The sequence below is a fragment of the Aquimarina ulvae genome (genome assembly GCF_053613295.3).
This window is the reverse complement of sequence record NZ_JBSIBP030000002.1, coordinates 206,899-226,929: the sequence shown is the minus strand read 5'-3', so window position 1 is coordinate 226,929 and position 20,031 is coordinate 206,899. Positions and strand designations below refer to the sequence as shown.

At 35.4% G+C, this 20,031-nt stretch carries 24 protein-coding genes and 1 pseudogene; 17 read left to right on the top strand and 8 right to left on the bottom strand.

The window, feature by feature from the left end; all coding sequences use genetic code 11:
- Nucleotides 1-250: 250 nt before the first annotated feature.
- The 16 genes and pseudogenes from ACWGOQ_RS04600 (at nt 251) to ACWGOQ_RS04525 (ending at nt 11,993) form a co-directional block, all read left to right on the top strand.
- Nucleotides 251-1,495 (top strand): serine hydrolase domain-containing protein, encoded by a 1,245-nt coding sequence (locus ACWGOQ_RS04600; RefSeq protein ID WP_452056297.1) that lies wholly within the window; start codon nt 251-253, stop codon nt 1,493-1,495.
- Nucleotides 1,496-1,507: 12 nt separating this feature from the next.
- Nucleotides 1,508-1,912, top strand: a complete 405-nt coding sequence (locus tag ACWGOQ_RS04595; RefSeq protein WP_452056298.1) for an ACT domain-containing protein — start codon at nt 1,508-1,510, stop codon at nt 1,910-1,912.
- 10 nt (nt 1,913-1,922) lie between these two features.
- Nucleotides 1,923-2,303 carry a VOC family protein gene (locus ACWGOQ_RS04590; RefSeq protein ID WP_452056299.1) on the top strand — a complete coding sequence of 127 codons (381 nt, stop codon included), beginning with the start codon at nt 1,923-1,925 and terminating at the stop codon, nt 2,301-2,303.
- Nucleotides 2,304-2,313: 10 nt separating this feature from the next.
- Nucleotides 2,314-3,375: a hypothetical protein gene (locus ACWGOQ_RS04585; RefSeq protein ID WP_452056300.1), complete on the top strand. Its 1,062-nt coding sequence runs from the start codon at nt 2,314-2,316 to the stop codon at nt 3,373-3,375.
- A gap of 11 nt (nt 3,376-3,386) precedes the next feature.
- Nucleotides 3,387-3,824, top strand: a complete 438-nt coding sequence (locus tag ACWGOQ_RS04580; RefSeq protein ID WP_452056301.1) for a DUF1801 domain-containing protein — start codon at nt 3,387-3,389, stop codon at nt 3,822-3,824.
- Nucleotides 3,825-3,928: 104 nt separating this feature from the next.
- Nucleotides 3,929-4,744 (top strand): AraC family transcriptional regulator, encoded by an 816-nt coding sequence (locus tag ACWGOQ_RS04575; protein ID WP_452056302.1) that lies wholly within the window; start codon nt 3,929-3,931, stop codon nt 4,742-4,744.
- Between the two features lie 68 nt (nt 4,745-4,812).
- Nucleotides 4,813-5,220 carry a DUF1761 domain-containing protein gene (locus tag ACWGOQ_RS04570; RefSeq protein ID WP_452056303.1) on the top strand — a complete coding sequence of 136 codons (408 nt, stop codon included), beginning with the start codon at nt 4,813-4,815 and terminating at the stop codon, nt 5,218-5,220.
- Nucleotides 5,221-5,227: 7 nt separating this feature from the next.
- Nucleotides 5,228-6,145, top strand: coding sequence for a TolB family protein (locus ACWGOQ_RS04565; protein ID WP_452056304.1), 918 nt, complete (start codon nt 5,228-5,230; stop codon nt 6,143-6,145).
- Nucleotides 6,145-6,576 (top strand): DUF3052 domain-containing protein, encoded by a 432-nt coding sequence (locus tag ACWGOQ_RS04560; RefSeq protein WP_452056305.1) that lies wholly within the window; start codon nt 6,145-6,147, stop codon nt 6,574-6,576. The genes ACWGOQ_RS04565 and ACWGOQ_RS04560 overlap by 1 nt, the downstream gene beginning before the upstream one ends.
- Nucleotides 6,573-7,265 carry an aspartate/glutamate racemase family protein gene (locus ACWGOQ_RS04555; protein ID WP_452056306.1) on the top strand — a complete coding sequence of 231 codons (693 nt, stop codon included), beginning with the start codon at nt 6,573-6,575 and terminating at the stop codon, nt 7,263-7,265. Before ACWGOQ_RS04560 ends, ACWGOQ_RS04555 begins: the two co-directional genes overlap by 4 nt.
- A gap of 108 nt (nt 7,266-7,373) precedes the next feature.
- Nucleotides 7,374-7,943, top strand: coding sequence for a DUF5655 domain-containing protein (locus ACWGOQ_RS04550; protein WP_452056307.1), 570 nt, complete (start codon nt 7,374-7,376; stop codon nt 7,941-7,943).
- 11 nt (nt 7,944-7,954) lie between these two features.
- Nucleotides 7,955-8,419 carry a DinB family protein gene (locus tag ACWGOQ_RS04545; protein ID WP_452056308.1) on the top strand — a complete coding sequence of 155 codons (465 nt, stop codon included), beginning with the start codon at nt 7,955-7,957 and terminating at the stop codon, nt 8,417-8,419.
- 31 nt (nt 8,420-8,450) lie between these two features.
- Nucleotides 8,451-9,710 carry a sialidase family protein gene (locus ACWGOQ_RS04540; protein ID WP_458202378.1) on the top strand — a complete coding sequence of 420 codons (1,260 nt, stop codon included), beginning with the start codon at nt 8,451-8,453 and terminating at the stop codon, nt 9,708-9,710.
- Between the two features lie 18 nt (nt 9,711-9,728).
- A complete protein-coding gene (locus ACWGOQ_RS04535; RefSeq protein ID WP_452056310.1) occupies nt 9,729-10,154 on the top strand; it encodes a hypothetical protein in 426 nt (141 codons plus the stop codon).
- Between the two features lie 64 nt (nt 10,155-10,218).
- On the top strand, nt 10,219-11,094 hold the full coding sequence (locus ACWGOQ_RS04530) for an aspartyl protease family protein (RefSeq protein ID WP_452056311.1): 876 nt from the start codon (nt 10,219-10,221) through the stop codon (nt 11,092-11,094).
- A gap of 41 nt (nt 11,095-11,135) precedes the next feature.
- A pseudogene (locus ACWGOQ_RS04525) lies at nt 11,136-11,993 on the top strand (RteC domain-containing protein).
- Nucleotides 11,994-12,012: 19 nt separating this feature from the next.
- On the opposite strand, the gene ACWGOQ_RS04520 reads toward ACWGOQ_RS04525, so the two are convergent.
- The 8 genes from ACWGOQ_RS04520 to ACWGOQ_RS04485 form a co-directional block, all read right to left on the bottom strand.
- Entirely contained in the window at nt 12,013-12,375 is a 363-nt protein-coding gene (locus ACWGOQ_RS04520; RefSeq protein ID WP_452056312.1) for a nuclear transport factor 2 family protein, read from the bottom strand.
- Nucleotides 12,376-12,382: 7 nt separating this feature from the next.
- On the bottom strand, nt 12,383-13,234 hold the full coding sequence (locus ACWGOQ_RS04515; RefSeq protein WP_452056313.1) for a DUF4138 domain-containing protein: 852 nt from the start codon (nt 13,232-13,234) through the stop codon (nt 12,383-12,385).
- Entirely contained in the window at nt 13,231-14,160 is a 930-nt protein-coding gene (gene traM, locus ACWGOQ_RS04510; RefSeq protein ID WP_452056314.1) for a conjugative transposon protein TraM, read from the bottom strand. Before traM ends, ACWGOQ_RS04515 begins: the two co-directional genes overlap by 4 nt.
- The gene (locus ACWGOQ_RS04505; RefSeq protein WP_452056315.1) at nt 14,141-14,764 is read right to left on the bottom strand and encodes a conjugal transfer protein TraK; all 624 of its coding nucleotides are present in this window, start codon (nt 14,762-14,764) and stop codon (nt 14,141-14,143) included. Before ACWGOQ_RS04505 ends, traM begins: the two co-directional genes overlap by 20 nt.
- A gap of 11 nt (nt 14,765-14,775) precedes the next feature.
- Nucleotides 14,776-15,618: a hypothetical protein gene (locus tag ACWGOQ_RS04500; RefSeq protein WP_452056316.1), complete on the bottom strand. Its 843-nt coding sequence runs from the start codon at nt 15,616-15,618 to the stop codon at nt 14,776-14,778.
- 2 nt (nt 15,619-15,620) lie between these two features.
- Nucleotides 15,621-16,208 (bottom strand): conjugal transfer protein, encoded by a 588-nt coding sequence (locus ACWGOQ_RS04495; protein ID WP_452056317.1) that lies wholly within the window; start codon nt 16,206-16,208, stop codon nt 15,621-15,623.
- Between the two features lie 4 nt (nt 16,209-16,212).
- Nucleotides 16,213-18,615 carry a TraG family conjugative transposon ATPase gene (locus ACWGOQ_RS04490; protein WP_452056318.1) on the bottom strand — a complete coding sequence of 801 codons (2,403 nt, stop codon included), beginning with the start codon at nt 18,613-18,615 and terminating at the stop codon, nt 16,213-16,215.
- A 273-nt stretch (nt 18,616-18,888) separates the two neighbouring features.
- Complete coding sequence (locus tag ACWGOQ_RS04485; protein WP_008610937.1) at nt 18,889-19,176, bottom strand: hypothetical protein; 288 nt, start codon at nt 19,174-19,176, stop codon at nt 18,889-18,891.
- 188 nt (nt 19,177-19,364) lie between these two features.
- Between ACWGOQ_RS04485 and ACWGOQ_RS04480 the strand changes: the two genes are divergently transcribed.
- A complete protein-coding gene (locus ACWGOQ_RS04480; protein ID WP_452056319.1) occupies nt 19,365-19,997 on the top strand; it encodes an N-acetylmuramoyl-L-alanine amidase family protein in 633 nt (210 codons plus the stop codon).
- The last annotated feature ends 34 nt before the right edge of the window (nt 19,998-20,031 follow it).

The following is a 20,031-nucleotide window of genomic DNA, read 5'->3' as shown; positions in this document are numbered from 1 at the left end:
TTATGTTCTTGAATGCCGCGTCCTGAATAAAGGCTACATAATTTTAACATTATGTAGAAAAATGACAAAGTAATTAGACCATATTCAGAAACCTTTAAATTTAAAATTCTAAATAAACTTACAACAGGAAAGCCAAAAAATGAAAAAAGAACTTCTTAATCGTATAGATAACAACTAAGAAGGTGTATAACTAATAGAGCAAAAGTATAAACATAGAAAAAAGCTTAAGGCAGAACCAAAAAAGTAAACCATGAAAAACATAATAGGACTACTATTTTTAATATTTCTTTTTCTCTCATGTAATAATGAGCCAAAAAAGGTCATCGATACCGTAAAAAGTTCTTCACCAAAATACGAAACCTATAATTACTCAGGCTTTACAAAAGAAGAGATTTATGCATTTCATAATCATATTTACGAAGGTGGTAGCTGGACTGTGTATGGTGATACAGAGCGCTATTTTTATCTCAATTTTTCAGAAATTAAAAATCATTCACGTATTCGTAGGTCAGATACACCAAAAATTCTTGAGGAAACACCAAGAGATGATGTGAAAAATTTCATCACCACAACAGATTTGAAAAAAGGAGGTGGACTTTCATTAAACGACTATGTACAGCAAGTAGAAGTTAATGGGCTAATTATAATTCATAAGGGCAAAATTGTATTTGAAGGCTATCCAAGAATGTTCCCAACCGATTTGCATGTTAATTTCTTAATAACCCAAACCTTTGTGAGTACATCAATTGCCATTTTAGAGGATAGAGGATTAATTGATACCAGTAAACCTATTGATTATTACTTTGATGCCCTTAAAAATTCAGGTTGGGAAGGTGTCCCAATAACCGATATACTGTCCATGAGTTCCGGAATTGATCGGGCGTCAATGGACATATTTGAGCCAAGGTTTAATCCTATTGAAGATTTAGTTACCGCAAAATCTATTAAACCTTCAGGAACAGAACACCAATTTAACAATGCAGACGCACTGGTATTAACATTATTAGTCGAAAAGCTAAGCGGTCAAAGATTTAGTGACTTTGTAGAGCATGAAATATGGGAGAAAATAGGTGCGGAACATAGTGCACTTTTAGCAATTAACACAAATGGGATGTCTCTTTCCTATCTTGATGGTATGTCAACAACACTTCGAGACCTAGCTAGATTTGGTCTTGCTTTTACGCCTAGTGGTAGAGATATTGAAAATCCAATAATTTCTGATGCATACTTATCTAAAATACGGAATACAAATAAGAACCTCGAGACGATGTCACAAAATTTTAAAGAAACCATAAATCGCAATTATCAATGGAGTGCAGTTTTCGATGATGGCGATTTTTTTAAAGGAGCACATGGAGGGCAAGGTCTTTATATATCACCTACAAAAGATTTGGTTATCGCATTTTTCGGAACTTCAAATACTAATCGTGAAAGAAGTCAACTTGATGTCATTTCTCGACAGCTTTCCCAATCTGGACTGTTTGATATTGAATAGAATAAGGTACATATGGATAAAACTGAAACAGATTTAAATAGTTTACTAAAGAAGATGCAACCTTCATTGAACAAAGGGCAATTTGTCTTTTTTTCTTCACCAAAAATAGAGAGTAATATTCTTAAACAAGCAATACTTTTATTTAGAGAAACAGAGGGCAATACTGTAATTCTTCCAAAGAAAATAGCTGACAATTTAAACATAGCGTACTCGTCTATATTTTCTTGGATAACTCTTTTGGTGAACTCATCATTAAATGCCGTTGGATTTACGGCTAAATTTTCTTCTGAATTGGCAAAGCACAATATCAGTTGTAACGTAGTAGCTGGCTTTTACCACGACCATATTTTTATAAACAGAGCACATTCAGAAAAAGCGATGAACGTTTTGTACCGCCTTTCTGAAAGCTATAAATAACTTAAAAAAAATGAAGAACCACTTATCACATTTCGCAATCTATATCGACGATATGAAGCGGGCAAAACAATTTTACTCAAATCTCTTTGGATGGGATTACAATAGCTATGGGCCAGATGACTTTCTTCAAATAAAGGACAGTTCAGAGAATGACGCGTCTTTAATTGGTGCGTTACAAGCCAGAACATATAGTCCAATCGATGAAAAAATCATCGGTTTTGAATGTTCTACTGCTGTTGAAAATATTGACGATATTGTAGCAAAAATCGAAGCTAATAACGGTAAAATTGTTATGCCCAAAACTGAAATTCCGTATGTAGGCTGGTTGGTTAAGTTTCTCGACACCGAAGGTAATATTGTCTGTGCAGTTCAATATTTCGAGAGAGGCTAAACCAGAATTTATGAACCTAAACCAAACAAACGGATTGATAAAAATGAAAGTGTCCAATATTAAAATATTGATAACTATTCTCTTTTTCGGTATAGCGAATTTATCTGCTTTCAGCCAATCAATGATTACAGAACGCTCGTATTTAGAGAATGAAAATGGAAAAGAAATAACATATGAAGCTTTCGTTTCAAAAATGGATTCTGGAAAGTTTACTATGATTCCGTTACAGAACGATGCTAAAGAAGTGATAGGTTATAGACTTAAATCTTTAGTGGAAATTAAAGATAAACTCAATAAAAAAATAGCCAGCACTAAAATTGAAATTGGAGAAATTGTAGAGTTAAATGTGATTTACCATAAGCACATACTTATTCCTGTCACCTTCAATTCTGAAAATGAATCTAAAGAGGCGTGGATGATTTTTGATACAGGTACATTCATTCCTGTCATAATTACCAATGAAAGCTTTAAAAAGGAATTAGGCAGGCTAGAAAGTGTTGAATTAAACGGATTAAAAATTAGTAATCCAATAACTGGTACTTATGGGTTGCCATCTGTAATTCAACAGTACAATGATACATATACTAATGAAATAGGAGATAAACTTAACGGAAAAAAAATAGTTGGTATTATGGGTTATCAATTGTTGAAGGATTATTTGGTATCCATCGATTTAGGCGATGGTAAAATATACCTTAGAAATCAGCTTACAAAAGAAAAGGCTATATTATCAAATAAATATTTTAAGGTAAACTACCGTGATGATATTCAAAACATTTGGCTTCCAGTAAAGATTAATAATACTGAGGGGTTTGCCCATTTAGATACGGGTTACCCTTTTACCTGGGTTGAGGAAAGTCTTATAGCTAAAAAGATTGATAGTTTTACAATTAGCAATTTTGATGTTTTTAAGCATCAGTATATCGACTACAAAATGACTAAACAAACTAATAATTATTCTAATTTGCCATTTCAGTTAATAGCAAATATTGGCAACAATTTATTAAAGAATTTTGTGGTCACTATAGATTCTGTAAACAAGCAATTATTTTTTGAATTGACTGAAAAATAAAACAAACTATTATGTCCACCAAAAGAGAAATACACCCTGATTTTTTTAAACACTTGAAGTACAGAGAACAAGAGCTTATTGATTTGTATACTAGTCTTCGAGACTATATACTTTCAATTCATCCTAAAAGCAATGAACTTTTATACCATACCCACGCACTCACTTCATTATATTCAGTTTCAGCAAAAATGGGCGATGCTTTCTGTATGATTCCGATTTATACCAATCATTTAAATCTAGGTTTCAATAAGGGAACCTTACTCAAAGACCCACAAAATTTACTTCAGGGAACAGGTAAATGGATTCGTCATATTCCTATCGAAAAAGTGGAAGATTTTAATAATGAAGCGGTAAAGAGTTTAATTGAAAGAGCGATTGCTTTAGCCATTGAAGATTCAAATTCGAAAGAATTGAATCAAGGATTGGTCATTTCAAAAATTAAGAACTGATTTTAAGTCAATATTATTGGTAAACCGATATTAACGAGATAAAACAGAATAAAAATTTTGGTTAATTCCAGTATTTAATTATTTTTCAATTCAAATAGTTTTTATTGATATTCAAATCCCATATAATACCTTCCCATTTATCGAAATACTTAGTCGATATAATTTATCATAGGGATTTCCAACCAGCTCACAAAAAAGATAGATACCTTCCTGATGGAACTATAAACATAGTTTTTGAATTTACCAGTACACCTAAATATATCTACAAAAAAGGTACTGACGAAAAAATTCAAGAATGTAAAGACGCTTGGTTCTCTGGGGTTCAAAAGAATTTTTTGACCATTAGTGCCGAGAGTGAAGAGATGATGGTCATTGTATTTAAGCCAGGTGCAGGTTTCCCGCTAATTCACAAACCAGTTTCTGAATATACCGATAAGGTAGTACAAGCAGAAGATGTATTCGGAACAGGTATAATGAGCCTTTATAAAACTCTGAAGAAAACCGAAAAAACTGAAGATAAGTTCAAGATTGTAGAAAATTGGTTGGACGAACAGCTGAGTGAAGACGATTTTTACACCAATATTATTCAATATGCCATAGATGCGATTGAAAATTCGCCAACTCAAATAAATCTGAGCGAACTTTCAGATAAATTGGGGTATTCCCAAAAGCAGTTTATTCAACTATTCAAAAAGTACGTAGGAATAACCCCAAAACAATTCCACAGGATAGTTCGATTTAATGAAATACTTACCGCAGTTGAAAATAAGGAAGAAATATCCTGGACCATAATAGCTGCGGATTGTGGATATTTTGACCAAGCACATTTTATAAAAGATTTCCAGTCTTTCTCGGGTATCAACCCTAAAAAGTATATTAAGGACATCGAGGACTTTCCCAACTTTTTACCAGTCAAGTAAATTTTTTACAATTTTAAGCGATTGAATTACGATTACTTTGTACCATAATAAATCAATAAAAACAAATTATGGAATCAATGTACATTAATCATCTAGCAGTATTTGCCTGCGCATTTTTAAATTTAGCAGTTGGAGCATTGTGGTATAGTCCTGCACTATTCTACAAAGCTTGGAAAAAAGAAAACGGGTTAACCGATGAAGATTTTAAAAACATCAATATGGGAAAGATGTATGGTGTAAGTTTTATCCTAGCACTTATTATGTCGTATAATATGGCGTTTTTTCTCGGCGATGCAGAAACGGATTGGATTTGGGGAATTACGGCTGGGTTTTTAACAGGCTTTGGGTGGTGTGCTATGATTTTTGCAGCTATTGGGTTGTTCGAGAAGAAATCGTGGAAGTACATCTTTATCAATAGCGGATATATTATCGTTTACTTTACATTAATTGGTTTCATTCTTGGAATCTGGAGATAGAACAGTTATGAAAAAAATACTCTACGTCATTTTGACAATTACATTCAGTTTGGGATGTTGTGCACAACAGAAAATCGCATATAATGTTTTAGAAGATGCGGCAACACAAAATTATGAAATCTACGTTATGGACATAGATGGTACTAATAGCACCAATATTACCAACTCAAAATCTGTAGATTGGGTATATGATAGCTTTGAGGATAACATCTATTTCCTGTCTGACAGAAATGAATGCTTCCGATGCTTCTATCTTTATGAGATGGATTCTAATGGAAAAAATCTAAAAAAAATCACAGATTTCAAATTAGGGGACAGTTGGTTAAGTAGCAGAAAAGAAGGGAAAGAATTTATAGTAAAACCTGCCGAAACCAAGGATTCATCTTTTTATATTATTGATTCAGAAGGTACTATTATCGAGAAAATAAAAATTGACCTCACCTACTTTAATGACCCTACCTTTTCGCCAGATGGAGATAAAATAGTGTTTAGGGGAAGTGATAAAAAATCGCCAAGAGAACTTGGTTTTACCGATGCGCTTTATGTGATGGATTTGTCCTCAAAAGAGATGACTAAAATTACCTCACATCCCGATGAAAATGCGGGTAAACAATGGACTGGCTATTTGGCAGCAGCACCTAGATGGAGAGCGGACGGAAAAATATCCTTTGCTTCAAAGCGAGAAAATAATTACGACATATATACCATTAATCCTGATGGTACAGAAATGACATCGGTAACACCCTTAGAGAACAATCAAGTATATCATCATTGGAGTGCCGATGGAGAATTAATCTTTGAGGCATCGATGAACAATCACAATGGTTATGAGCTATTCAAAATAACTAAGTATGGTAAAACAGTTCAATTAACCAAGGACACAATTGAACAGTATGCACCTGTGTTTGTTAACCAAAAAAAGTAATGGCAGCCGTTGGATATTCTAAAACGCCACTTCTGAAGAAGTTAGGGATAAAAGAACAGATGAAGTTGCTCACCGTTAATGAACCGCGTCCCTATAAAGAGCTGTTCTCAAACTTTCCAGATGCTATTGACACCAGTCCACAACTGCAAAACCAAAGTCTTGACCTTATCCATATTTTTATAAAAACCAAGACAGAACTGGTTACAATCGTCAATAGAATAAAGCCTTTACTTAAAAAAGAAGGAATCCTTTGGGTAAGTTGGCCCAAAGGTTCTTCTAGTATCAAGACTGAGCTTAAACGAGAACCTATAAGGGAATATATTTTAAAGACCGGACTTGTGGATATTAAGGTGTGTGCAGTTGACGCTGATTGGAGTGGATTGAAATTTGTATTTAGAAAAAAGATAGATAAGCCTTTGCCCAAACTATGAAAAAGATTGGATTAATCGGTGGTATGAGTTGGGAATCAACACAGGTTTATTACCAAATAATAAATCAGCTCACTAGAGAAATAAAAGGTGGTCATCATTCAGCAAAGTGCATTATTGAGAGTTTAGATTTTGCGGAAGTGGCGAAACTTCAAAGCGCTAACAATTGGGACTTATTGAATGAAATGATGCTTACGTCCGCCAAAAACTTAGAACATGCTGGCGCTGAATGCCTGGTGTTGTGTACCAATACAATGCATTTATGCAGTCCTTCTATAATCTCTGGAACAAATATTCCATTTTTGCACATAGCAGAAGAAACTGGCAAAGCGATTGCGAACCAAAAATTAAAAAAAGTCCTCTTGTTAGGAACCGACTTTACTATGAAAAGTAGGTTCTACTCAAAAATACTCAATGAGAAATTCGGGATAGAGGTTTGTATACCAAGCAATGAGGATAGGACAATCATTCACCGTATAATTTACCAAGAATTAGTGCTTGGAGTTTTTAAACTACAATCCAAAATTAAATATATCCATATTATAGAAAAGGCAGTTAAACAGGGCATAGAAGGTGTTATTTTGGGATGTACAGAAATTCCCCTTCTTATTAAGGATGATGATATAAGATTGCCCGTTTTTGATACTACACATATCCACGCTGAAAGTGCAGTAAAGTTCTCAATTGCTTAACAGTTCCAGTCGCTAAGCTTAGAATTTGCTATTGCTTAAAGTAAATTTTTTACAATTATTTCTTTCCTAAGAGCCATTACTTTGTTGTGAACAAAAACAACACGTAAAATGGCAAAAACATCTTTTCAAATCGAGCAGGAATTTATAAATAATATAAATTCTATTACAGGTAACGACTTAAAATCCTGGTTAAAAATTATTGGGGAAACGAGCTTATCTAAGCGTAATGAAATTTTAAACTGGTTAAAATCAGAGCACAATTTCAGACATCAAGATGCTTCCCTACTTGCTGGAATCTATGTCAATGATGGCAAACCCGTCTATGCAGATTCTGGTGACCTATTGGAAAACCAGTTCAATAAGAAAGAACACCTAAGAGCGCTTTATGATACCTTGATGGAAACGATAGTCAAACGACTTCCAAACACCCGTGTCGAAGCAAAGAAAACCTACGTCTCGCTCAATGCGAAGCGAGAATATGCAGCTATCGGTATCAAGTCGAAAGAAATCCGCTTGGCCATGGACTTAGATGGTGAACCCAACGATGGTGATTTTGTAAAGCAAACCGGTATTGGTTGTATGCCACGGATTTCACATATGATAAAACTCACCGATGCATCCCAGATTACGGACAACCTTTTGGACAAGATAGAAAAGGCTTATAAACGAATGGAATAATTCATCTGACTATGGAAACACAACTATTGGAAACCTGGCAAATTCAAAATCAGCTTAACCTCTACTTGCTTGAGCATATAGACGAAGCGGATTTAGATGCTGAAATGACGAGCAAAGGACGCTCAGTTTTTAAGCAATTCGCTCATATAAATAATGTACGGTTGATGTGGCTTAAAGAAGCTGCACCAGAAATTTATGATAGTCAACATAAAATTGAAATGGACAACAATCTATCTAAGGAACTGCTTCAAAAAAAGCTGGTAACGACAGGTGAACTGATATTGATGTTATTATCCAAAGGCATAGCCGAAAACCGTATTAAAGGTTTTAAACCACATCCATTGTCCTTTTTGGGTTATTTAATTGCGCACGAAGCACATCATCGAAGTCAGATAATAATAGCCCTAAAACAAAGTGGGAAACCAGTAAGTAAAAAAATCGGTTTCGGATTATGGGAATGGGGAACTAAAATTTAAAAGTATGAGATATTTAATAACAATCCTGTGTATGCAACTTTTCATTTTCAGTTGCAATGCACAGATAAAATCGGGAAAACAAATCTTAATAAGTAAGGGCATCGATTTCCCTTTAACGGAACCCCATTTCTTAATCAACCCTAATAATGAGAAACACTTTCTTGTTGCGGCTATTGTAGGCACAGAACCAGAGGTGCTTGATTCTAATTTCCCTGCAAGTCATATTGTTCTATTTCAATCATTTGATAGCGGTAAAACTTGGCAAACCAAACATTTTGATGAAAATGTAGATTTAGGCGCAGACCCTTGGTTAGCCATAAACAAAAACGGAACAGTAATCCTCTCAGCACTAACAAAATTCAAGAACAAACAATCAGTTTATTTGGTCACATATACCTCAATGGATGAAGGAAAAACTTGGGAACATCCACAAAATTTTGGTTTTGGCCACGACAGGCAATCAATTATCGTAAACCCCAAAACACAGGAATTTTTAATTGTTTCTAGTAAATATTTTCTAAATGATGAGGAAAAGCGAAGAAGCGGTATGATGTGCATTCACTTGAGCAGAGCAGGCACTTTTATGAGAAGCAACACCTATTTACACGGTAATGTGGATATTCAAATGAATATGCCAGTTATAACACCAGATGGAGAGTTACTAATTCCGTTCATTGGGTATTTGGCGAATAATAAAATGCTTGAGTATCGAAAAACGTGGTTACTTCCATCAAAAAACTTCGGTAAATCATTTTCGGAGCCGCGGCTTATATATGAGTCGGAAACGGGACACACTAATATAGTTATTGACACAACTGAAAATTTTAAGAACAGGATTTACAGCACGAAACCATTCGGCAAGTTTCGTGAATATAAAGGTTTTGCAATGTTGTATACGGACGATAATGGCGAAAGCTGGTCCGAACAAGTAAAGTTTGGTAATGAAATTGGAGCTTCGGAGTATATGCGAAACGCTAATATATCAGTCAGTAAAAATGGTTTGCTAGGAATTTTTTGGTACGACAGAAGAAACGACCCAGACAAAAACGATATTTACTTCACAGCATCTTTAGATGGTGGCAATACATTTCTTCCCGAAGAAAAAATAACTAAAACTTCAACAAATCCAGCTACCAAAGAAAACGGATGGACTGGAAAACGCTGGCCAGTAGGTGGCGACTATGCAGGCATCCAAGCTCTATCTGATGGGAGCTTTCAACTCGTCTGGGCAGATAGTAGAAATGGTTATTATCAACTTTTCACTAACAATATTGCTATATCTCAAAACTAAAATTTAATACTTCAAGCTATGAAAAACCTAATAATCATTTTCCTTGTAACCTTTTTAATTTCTTGTAATTCCGATGATGACAATAGTCGGCAATGTCTCGAAGAACCGTGTGGTACAATTGTAGAGAACAGCGTAAACTTCACAGTATTTACTGATATTCAAAATTTTGAGGCTCTAAGCCTTAATTCAACTACTGATGTAACTGAAGTAAATCTATCAGGATTAGACGTAGCCAATCAAGTCTTTTTTAGCTGTTGGCAGGTATTAACAGTAACTCAGGTTCAAGATGTCTCGGTAACTATTTCTGGCGAAACGTTTGAGATTCCCAACATTGAAAATAATTCAAATTCTGAGCTTATTTCAATTAATATAACTGAACAGAATAACGAAATCGTTGTTGCTATTCAAGATTTTACCGAGTGTGAAGATGTCTTTGACCTATAATCTTAACGATTAAAAAGCTATGTAAAATGCAATTATCGAAGCTTAAAATTTTAATTACAACATTATGAAAAATATAAAACTCGCAGCCCTATTACTATTATTCTTTATATCATTTTATTCAACCGCCCAAGAATACCCAATTCATATAACCGAGAAAGGATATATAATGGTGCAGGTAGAAATAGCGGATAGCATAAGTGGAAATTTTATTTTAGATACTGGTGCTGGTGCTAATGTCCTTTCCCAAAAAATGTTCGACAAGATTAAAGAGCAAGCAACTAAAAAAGGATATTTCACGGGCTTTAGACACGATGGCGATAGATTAGATGGTGCCACTTTTGAAATCCCCTATTTGGCTTTAGGCCAAAAAAGACAGGAAAAGCCAATTATCGGCGTATATCCACCTCTGGATGCGATGGGTATTGATGGATTACTGTCTCTAAAATTCTTTGAAGAAAAACCATTTTCTATAGATTTTAAAAACAGTAAAATAACATTCTTAACCGATACGGAATCAAAACAACTTACTAAAAAGCATACTACAGTACCAATACAGCTTCATAAGCACACTAATGTGATGCTAGATGTTTTTATACCCATAACTATAAATGACAATATCGAGATATTAGCGGAATTTGATACTGGTAGCGGTTACGAGAGATATCTGATAAATCAGGAATATATTAATGACTTAGAGATACCAAAGGATGCCATTACCGAAGAAAAATACACCACACAAATTTCTAGAGAAGAACGAACGGACAAAGTTGTAGCCCTTAAATCCATATCCGTAGGTAATGGAATGAAAATGGCCAAGAAAAAAAATGTACGCACAATATTTAGAAAAGGAATGATTTTTAATGCGCTAATTGGTAGCGGATTATTTAAAGACTTTACAATAACTATTGACATTCCTAATAAAGTGTTTATTGTAGAATGATGTGTTTCTAGACACAGAAAGTCAAAAATTAAAATAACAGAATGCAAACCAGTATAAAAAACATACTTGATGAATATAAAAGTGAAATTGAAGACGTAGGTTTAGGTAACCTCGAAGATTTTTTGGTGGTAGAAAAAGGAATACAAATTTCCCGTAGATGCATCCAAGGTCTTAGAGTACTACTTAGAAATAAAGAATTTGATAGCCCGGAAGATGAGATAAGATTTTTCAAAGAGCAAAAGCCCTGTGTATACTCAAAAATAAAATTTTACTCAAAGCTCTACCAATTTCTATTAAGGCGACCTCAAGGTAGTCTAAACAAACAGCGTCGATTTATTGACCAAGAAATTGAAAAGCTGCAAGAGGACATTCACGAGAATTTAGATTTCGTGAAATATTAGAGAGAAGGCAGCACCTACCTAGATAAATATTATTTTTTGCGTGGCAAAGACGAGGTAAAACTAATCACCGATACCTCGTATTACTTGACCGATAATGAATTTTCGACCAGCCACGATAATTTGGTAGCAGAAATTTTAGCCTATGACTTACTAATTAACCATTATCAGCAACTTCTGGGAGAATTGCGATTTCTAAGGAAAAACGGCAAAGCTGCTAGTCGTCATACTAACAGTTTACGAAAAAGAGCTTTAAGATGGACGGCTTCAAAAACCGATTTAATCGAATTAATTTATGCACTTCATATTACCGGAGCAATCGAGGAAGGTCAATTATCAATTAAAGAATTGGCTGAATCTTGTGAAGAGTTATTTGAGTTAGAGTTTGATAATGTATATCGGACTTATTTAGAAATCAAAGGGCGTAAGAATAACAGAGCAAAGTTTTTGGATAAACTGAAGATTTCCTTGATTAATAAAATGGATAAGGATTTAGAATAATGAACTACATGGGACAAGCCTAAAAAGGGCCTTTTTCCCTCGGACCTTTGCTAGTTACTTTCCATTGGCCATCATCTTTAACAAGTTTAAAGATACCAGGCTTATTGTCATAATTAGAACTGTATTTGACCCACGCAGTATCAGTCTCGATTACTTCATCCGATATTGTAACCTTTGCATCATTATCAGCATCTGGCACTAAACCTTGAATCATCATCAAACTATCATAACCATCAGAAGTTGTATGTTTTTTTAAAGTGTTATTATCCTTGGCATAAAAACTCTCTACGACAGTTTTTACGGTTTCTGATGGCGACATATTCTTGGTTTCAGAACAAGAAATGAATAAAAGTAAGAGTGAGCTAATGACTAATCTTTTCATAATATTATTAATTTGGGTTATTGATATATCTGTGCGATATGTTCAGTTTTATATTGCGTTCGCCATCTTTCTCGTTCAATTCTAAAATCACCCTACGGTCATTGGACAACGAAAATTTGGGCATTACATAAACCAACCTTACCATTTTATCTTCTGCAATTTTTGAAGGCTGATGGTGCTTATAAATAGGTTTTTTATACAAACTCTGTAAAGATTTCCTTTTCCCTTTTTGTCGAGTCTCTATGGATAGGTTCAAGAAATTCAAATCGTAATCCATTGTAGAATTATTCTCAATCTGGATAACGAAGTAGAGCTCTTCTTTATCAAAAACAACATTTTCAATGGTCAAGACAATGCCTTGAGTTCGCTTCTTAATACGACCGATACGTTGGTTTCTGTTAAGAAGATAGGTGCAGAATTTTTGATAATAATAGGTTCTGTTATCTATATTTTTTTCAGAAGTTACAACCTGAATCGAATCGGTTACGATTGGCTTTTCATTCCCAATACTATTCGATAATGGGATAAAATAATTGAGCTTAGACAGCTGTTTTTTATATCTTACAATATACGAAAAAATCGCACCATTTCTATTGACTACCAGCAGATTACTTTCTTTCCCGGGCTTTGCCTGAAGTAGTCCGAAGTATTGTTCTTTTTCACGATTATAGGTAAAGATAAAATTATCCGAACCGGTTATGCCTTGTCGTATGGGTTCTGGAAAAAATAGCGCAACGTTTTTAGTGTCGTTTGCATAAATTGTATCTAGGACTGTATTCGTTTCCGCAGTCGCTTGTGCTAAGCAAGGTCGAGATACAAGAGCTGAAATCGACACAAGCAGTAATATAATTGTTCTCATAATTTCGGTTTTAGAATTAATTTGTAGTTGTTGAGCACAGTTACCTTTACACTTCGATTACGGCGTCTAAATACCTGTGTAATTCCGCCTACCTGCGGAACAGTTGGGATATTGATATCACCAATAACATCATCCAAAACTTCTGTGGTAGCTTCTGCCCTAAAATTGTTCTGTACATAGATGCCTTCGCTACCATCTAGCAAATCAAATGCCTTTAGCTTGGTAGGATGATGCTTTATGTTCTCAATTTCGATTAAAGCACGATTTGGCTGAAAGCTTATAAAACCAAAAACTGGTGTATTCTTTGGCATCGGCTTACCATTAATAGTAGCTGATTTAGTAAGGCGCATCCGTAATCTAGTGTTCGCTTTAACAACCTGGTCGCCATCGACAACCACATATATCGTTTCATCTGTATTACCAATAATTGAAACTTCATTGGGTTTTGGCGAAGCAGCAAAGAATAACTGATGTTCTAGCCCTAATTCTTTGGCTTGAATTTTTTGTTCTCGCATTATTTCGGCAGAATCGATTTGTATTGCGCTCTTTTGCGCAACTTCCTTTTGCCCTAAGTTGCGATACTTCTTTTTAGAATATTGAATCTTACCTGCGTCGTAAATACTATCTACAATGCGTTCTTTTTCTTGTTCTGGTAAATCAGGATTGTAAAGACCTGTTGAATCCAAAAATTTTTCATCATAGATGCTGGGTGCATTATTCTCGCGCACTTCTTTCAGGTCATTGATAGCATCCAGTTTTGAATCATATTCTTTTTGGTTTTCATCTAAATCAGGAACTAAGGTCTGTTCAAGGTTTTCATTCTCATTCTCATCATCGCCCATAACCATCATAGAATAGGAAATCAGGAATATGAAAATCACAGCTAATACAGCCGAAAAGACGATTTTATTTTTTTCTATCTTCATCTGTTAGTTTTTTTAAAGTGTTCTCGAAATAATTTGTAATCAACAAACCGTGGGGATTGTTTGGAAAGTTTCTATCAACAGGAATTAAGTTTCCACTAGAAACGAGTTCGTAGGTATCTATTATAGACCCTCTATTGATTTCAAAGACGGTAACCGTTCTAAAAATGTATATTCCGTTTTGTTCTTCAATTTGTGAATCAATGCTCAGTACTTTTTGAACGAGTGAATACTGAAGTAATCTGTTGTAGACACCATCCGCTTTTTTCTGACGGTAGAGATTGTCCACGGAACTATTACCCAGCCAAAGTGCCTTTTCCAAATTGCGTTCATAATTACTCGCATCTATATTATAGAAGTAGTTGTGGAACAGGTCTAGATGCGCCAAAGCTTCGACCTTAAAATTTTCTTTTTGTGTAACGAGCTTCAGCGGAATAATACTGCCATCCGTATTAATGGCGAAGGCGCTATTAAGCGCTTCTTTATTCGTTTTAAAAGCCATCCAAAGTGAAAAGGTGCTGGATAGCATTGCAAAAATGACAACTGCCAACACGATAAACCTGTTTAATTTTAAGACTTTATAGATATTTTTATAAGGTGTTTTCATTTTCATTGGAATTAGCTTGTAAACAATCTGAGGGTAAATGATGTGGCGCGCTTGTATAATTTGAACTTTAGAATAACAATGAAAAAAACTGACCCAAGCTGAACCACAGGTGCAAAAAAGCCCTGGCCAACATCTGTCTCAAAAAGGTTAGTCCAGAAGTTTGTATTGATTTCAGTATAGAGCGCATTTACGAATACATTGACCAGAAAGAAAGCTGGCACCAACATATATACCGCTGCATATAGTTTGAAAAAGGTATAGGCAAGCGAACGGAATTTTTCAAAAACTGCAAGACTTATCACTAATGGGAAAAAGGCCTGCATTATGCCTAATAGGAAATAGCGTTCTGCAAGGAATAGCGGATAGATAAACAAATCCAAAATCCAAAGTATGAGGCTAATGATAAACGCAAATATTTTGAACCCATAAAGAGGTGTAACCAGAGCTTCGTATAATAAGGCCATTGCCGCTTGAGCGGCCTCTAAAAAATTGATTTCTTCCTCGATAGGAATATCCTGCATCTGTAATGGTAACAAGGCTGGTGCTGTGCCACGATATTGCGCTTCTATGGAAACCAAGATACTATCGAAGAAGCCCAAAACCTGTGTTGAAAATATGACCAGAAGCACAACCGCAAAATTCTTGGTCAATTCCCCTGGGCTTAATCCCCAAGTGTAACCGTCCTTATCCGCAACACCTTCATTATACTTTTTTAGGATATTGACCAGAAAGAACAATACAGCAAGCGTTTTCATTCCTGCAATGGTATATTGCGAGAAACTACTGTTCTGTATGGTTTGAAATACCGCATCGACGTATTCCAGTCCAATCCCTAAAAGTATGGTTGCGGTCATTATTAATATTCTGTTTCTCGGTTATTGATTTTATCTTGCATTTTTCTAAAAGAAATGATATCTCGATAGCGTTTTGTTTTTGTGTTGATAATCGAAACCATTTCCTTAGATTCTTTCTCTTTCTGTTTTAAAACTTCGGCACGTTCTGCATCGGACATTTTAAGATTATCGCTGGATAAGATTTCGCTCATAAAATCAACCGTGTCCAAAGAGTTTTGAACTATGGCCTCAAAGGATTCCGCAACCCGTGTTACTTCCTCTGGTTTGATGTAAGGCGAGTTTAAAATATCCTGCAAATCGTTTTGCATTATATTGATAAGACGTTGATTGTTCTGTGCAATTTCTTCGACAGCTCTAAGTTGTTGAACAACACTAGATACTTTCTCTATTGCTTCTTTTGCATCTTTCAAAAACTTTACGGATTTGATAAGTTGAGAGGTCTGTTTTGCCGATTCTACAAGCGATTTTACCAAGCTGATAAAGTTGGTGTTGTCATAAACTGGCATTCCTTGAGCGGTAGCACCGCTTGGTGCAAAAATGGCAACCGTCAAGATTAGCGCGAACAAGATTGTTTTGATTTTTGTCTTCATAATATTATGTTTTAGATGTGAATTGAATTATTGCTTTTTCCATATCGTGATGCTCATTGTAGAGCTTCATTATTTCTTCGTTTTCCTGACCGTCGGTTAGGTAAGCTGCATAGACTTCTTTAGGAACTTCAAGCCTAAAAATGTTGCTTTCCTTTCCTATTTTGATAAACATTTCGGTATACTTCCGTGGTCCAGAAAGATTGTTTTTAATGGACTTTAATTGGTTTAAATCGTGACTAGATAGATTGAGTCTTTTGACCAGTTCGTCATAGCCTTTTTCATTATTCAAGCTATAAATGACCTGTGTGTTTTCTAATATGCTGGCTGATGTTGAATTGTTCGGAAGCTGATTTATGGATTGCAGAATAATACCAATCGCACCATTTTGTTTACGAATGGCTTGATAGTAGAATTCTACACTTTCCAGTACATTGTCAAACTTCAGTTGCTTCGCAAACTCGTCAAATAAAATGATGCCTTTTTCAGCTCTGTTTTTCCAAATGGTTCTTTGGATGGCAGACTTAATCAGCTTCAACATTACGGACAGGATTTCTTTGTTATCCTTTACTTCATCCAGTTCAAAAACAATCAGGCGTTTATCCTCAATCTTGTAGGTCTGGTCTTCGCTTACTTCAAAAAGGAAGCTATATAGACCATCGCCGACATATTCAGACATTACGTGCAAGAAGCTCGTGATATTGAAGTAGTCGGGATGGATTTTTAAGGTGTTCAGAAGGTCTTTCTGATTCCGCTCTATAAAGTTGTAAAAACCATCCAGCGAATGATTTTCTGAAGTATTGTTGTAATAGTGACGTAATATCTTTTTAACCGAAACCGACTGTGCTTTGGTAACTTTTAAATCAGAAGCAAAAAGTTCAAATAGGAAAACAGACAAGTCTTCCAACCGTTCCGGTGTCAGGTCATTTACATCACTTATATAAAAGGGATTGATGCCCAGATTTTTGCCACTTTCATAACGAAGCACCGTGTATTTTTCGGGATAGAGTTTGGCAAATTTGGTGTAGGATCCACCAAGGTCAATTATGACCAAGCGAACGCCACTTTCAAAATATTGACGTAAAATGTTATTGGCCAAAAAGGATTTGCCTTCACCCGTTGGGGCGAATATGGCAAAGTTTCGAGCCTTGATGCGTTTCTTTCGTTCGTCCCAGACATCTTTTAAAACGGGAATGTTATGCTCACGGTCATTGAAAATGATTCCGGTATCGTCAGATTTATAATTGGTGTTGTTGATGAACAGGCAGAGTGCGTGTTTTAAATCGGTAACATATAAATCGGCATTTGAAAAGTTAGACGAGTAACAGCAGAAACTGTTTAGGATATAGTTCTTCCGTTCTTCACCTCTTGGGTAATATGGAATGATGTCAAGTTCCTTAAACTCTGTCTTTATCCTGGAACCTATTTGACCTAGCTCTCGGGCTTCCCGAGCCCAATAGACAATGTTGAGATGACCTCTTATAATTCGCGCATTATCATCTGCATTGATTTGGTCAAGAATGTGCTGGATTTTGCCGAGTACGACTTTGTTTTGTGACCCAAAGTTGGAACTCTTATTGAGTTCCTCAACTTTTTTGTCGAGCATTTTGCGCCACTTCTGTTTATCATCGAGATACAGAATCTGATTGACGATATGATTTTCGTTAAGGGTAAGCCCTAGACCATCAATAAACCCTTGATGAAACACAAAATCGTCAGAAGTGAATTTCTCATTGGTCTTGCTACTCTGTACACTTTCGCCAAAGCACAGTTCGCTGTTGATGGCCAGGGAATCAAAATAGTTTTCCCCTATATAAATGTCATTTTTCCCCAGTATGGCATCGGTATCAAAGCCTTCGTTGAAACCGTTGAAATAGTCGCTTGTGAATTGTTGGATTTCTTCCGCTCTAAGCGAAACAAAACGCATCTTTCGACTATTGTTTATGAAGGAAACCGAATCACTAACCGAGTTGATAAAACTCTTTACATTATCGTCCAGTTCCTGAACGATTCCTTTTGAAACCTTGCGGAAAGGATTCACATATTTAGGATTATTTAATGCTTTGTTTTTAGTCAGGATGAAGAACAAATAACATTTATGTTCTATGTGTCCACGACCTTTAAAATGCTCGTGTGTGGCTTTCTCTAAAAAGGTAGTATTCGGTAGTTTTTCCGAGGTATAGGATTTCTTCAGATATACGTCTTGTTTATGAACGACTGTACCCACAGGAAGCGATTTCAATGCCTGAAACCAAGCACCGTGCATATCTTCAAAATCCTTTTCTGACAAGGAATAGATTTCTGGCAAGTTCCCTTCATAGCACAACACTACATTGCCATTATTGGTAAATATGATATTGTCTTGAATATCTACAATGGGTTGATATGCCGAAAGATTCATCTTATTCATAATCAAAGCCAGAGTTTCGTTTGTTACTAATAATTCTTGGGAAAGGCTTTGCCAGTTGGAATAATTGCGGATTGTGTGCAATCCTAGTTAAGGCTACATATAGCGAAGCGTTGAAAACTAGTACGCCAACAATAATCCCAAAACTGAATGAAAAAATGATGAACATTAACGACGCCAGTATGGACATCATCATTAAAGCAAACAGGGAAATGGGCAGCCCAAAAATGACCGCCCGTTTTCTAATGTTTCTATAGACTTCGAATTTCTTCATCGTTACACCACGATTCCAATGAGGTAAGTAAAGATTCCGACTACTGCACCTGCAATAAGTACAAAGACCAGAACTCTGGTAATACCTTTTTTGAGGTCTGCATTTTCGCCGAAGAAGTGTCCTGCATTAAATAAGAAACCCACCAAGAAGATGACACCCAATAAAATCGGGAATATGGTTCTTATGGTATCGCCAACATCGTTAACGGAATCTTCAATGCCACCAATCTGGGCAAAAAGCGAAGTTGATAATAGCGAAAGGATGGATGCCAAATAGTGTGATTTTTTCATAACGGAACGGTTTTAATTTGTGTTCATTTTCGTTATGAGAAATTTACATATATTTGATTATAAAACACTGTAAATAAGTATTTTGTGAATAAAATATTATTTGATATTGTTTGAATTAAGATGTTATTATTTGACATCAAATGCTATGATTTTTTGAAACCAAGCTGTTGATAACCCGAAAATTGAAAATGAAAAAAGTGCTCAAAAACGTCAGTTTTATGATTTTGCTCTTCAAAATGTGCATCATTTTGGCGCAAGAAACGAGTGCTCAAAAACGAATTGTAATTGACGTTGGACACGGCGGAAAAGATGCTGGTGCAATCGGCATAAATGGCATCCAAGAAAAGGATGTTGTACTCAATATTGCAAATGCCATTCTGAAGCTAAATAGTAATTTGGAAAAGCCTTTGGATATTTATTTGACTAGGTATACCGACACATTAATTTCTTTATCAGATAGAACGAAGCTGACAAAAGCTTTAAAAGCTGATTTGTTTTTGTCCTTGCATTGTAATCACTCGGATAACCCGGACGCAAGAGGTGTTGAAGTTTATGTGGCCAAGAAGGTATCTAAATATCGAAATAATGCCACTTGGTTGGCTTTTCAGCTTCAAGAAAAACTGAATATTAAGTTGGGTTTTGAGAGTAGAGGTGTCAAGTTTGCGGATTTTCAGGTGTTGCGGGAAAATGTTTCTTGTCCTGCTGTGTTGTTGGAATTGGGTTTTTTGAGTAATAGGGATGAGAGTGAGTATTTCAAAGTATCTCAAGGGTATTGTGCTTTAGCGATAGTATTATTAAATGAATTACTAGATAGATTATGAAGGATATCGGATTAAGATTAATTGAATTAATAAG

Excerpts from the sequence above, each read along its gene's own strand:
- ACWGOQ_RS04600 (WP_452056297.1), top strand. The coding sequence starts at position 251 with ATGAAAAACATAATAGGACTACTATTTTTAATATTTCTTTTTCTCTCA.
- ACWGOQ_RS04595 (WP_452056298.1), top strand. The coding sequence starts at position 1,508 with ATGGATAAAACTGAAACAGATTTAAATAGTTTACTAAAGAAGATGCAA.
- ACWGOQ_RS04590 (WP_452056299.1), top strand. The coding sequence starts at position 1,923 with ATGAAGAACCACTTATCACATTTCGCAATCTATATCGACGATATGAAG.
- ACWGOQ_RS04585 (WP_452056300.1), top strand. The coding sequence starts at position 2,314 with ATGAACCTAAACCAAACAAACGGATTGATAAAAATGAAAGTGTCCAAT.
- ACWGOQ_RS04580 (WP_452056301.1), top strand. The coding sequence starts at position 3,387 with ATGTCCACCAAAAGAGAAATACACCCTGATTTTTTTAAACACTTGAAG.
- ACWGOQ_RS04570 (WP_452056303.1), top strand. The coding sequence starts at position 4,813 with ATGGAATCAATGTACATTAATCATCTAGCAGTATTTGCCTGCGCATTT.
- ACWGOQ_RS04565 (WP_452056304.1), top strand. The coding sequence starts at position 5,228 with ATGAAAAAAATACTCTACGTCATTTTGACAATTACATTCAGTTTGGGA.
- ACWGOQ_RS04560 (WP_452056305.1), top strand. The coding sequence starts at position 6,145 with ATGGCAGCCGTTGGATATTCTAAAACGCCACTTCTGAAGAAGTTAGGG.
- ACWGOQ_RS04555 (WP_452056306.1), top strand. The coding sequence starts at position 6,573 with ATGAAAAAGATTGGATTAATCGGTGGTATGAGTTGGGAATCAACACAG.
- ACWGOQ_RS04550 (WP_452056307.1), top strand. The coding sequence starts at position 7,374 with ATGGCAAAAACATCTTTTCAAATCGAGCAGGAATTTATAAATAATATA.
- ACWGOQ_RS04545 (WP_452056308.1), top strand. The coding sequence starts at position 7,955 with ATGGAAACACAACTATTGGAAACCTGGCAAATTCAAAATCAGCTTAAC.
- ACWGOQ_RS04540 (WP_458202378.1), top strand. The coding sequence starts at position 8,451 with ATGCAACTTTTCATTTTCAGTTGCAATGCACAGATAAAATCGGGAAAA.
- ACWGOQ_RS04535 (WP_452056310.1), top strand. The coding sequence starts at position 9,729 with ATGAAAAACCTAATAATCATTTTCCTTGTAACCTTTTTAATTTCTTGT.
- ACWGOQ_RS04530 (WP_452056311.1), top strand. The coding sequence starts at position 10,219 with ATGAAAAATATAAAACTCGCAGCCCTATTACTATTATTCTTTATATCA.
- ACWGOQ_RS04520 (WP_452056312.1), bottom strand. The coding sequence starts at position 12,375 with ATGAAAAGATTAGTCATTAGCTCACTCTTACTTTTATTCATTTCTTGT.
- ACWGOQ_RS04515 (WP_452056313.1), bottom strand. The coding sequence starts at position 13,234 with ATGAGAACAATTATATTACTGCTTGTGTCGATTTCAGCTCTTGTATCT.
- traM (WP_452056314.1), bottom strand. The coding sequence starts at position 14,160 with ATGAAGATAGAAAAAAATAAAATCGTCTTTTCGGCTGTATTAGCTGTG.
- ACWGOQ_RS04505 (WP_452056315.1), bottom strand. The coding sequence starts at position 14,764 with ATGAAAACACCTTATAAAAATATCTATAAAGTCTTAAAATTAAACAGG.
- ACWGOQ_RS04500 (WP_452056316.1), bottom strand. The coding sequence starts at position 15,618 with ATGACCGCAACCATACTTTTAGGGATTGGACTGGAATACGTCGATGCG.
- ACWGOQ_RS04495 (WP_452056317.1), bottom strand. The coding sequence starts at position 16,208 with ATGAAGACAAAAATCAAAACAATCTTGTTCGCGCTAATCTTGACGGTT.
- ACWGOQ_RS04490 (WP_452056318.1), bottom strand. The coding sequence starts at position 18,615 with ATGAATAAGATGAATCTTTCGGCATATCAACCCATTGTAGATATTCAA.
- ACWGOQ_RS04485 (WP_008610937.1), bottom strand. The coding sequence starts at position 19,176 with ATGAAAAAATCACACTATTTGGCATCCATCCTTTCGCTATTATCAACT.
- ACWGOQ_RS04480 (WP_452056319.1), top strand. The coding sequence starts at position 19,365 with ATGAAAAAAGTGCTCAAAAACGTCAGTTTTATGATTTTGCTCTTCAAA.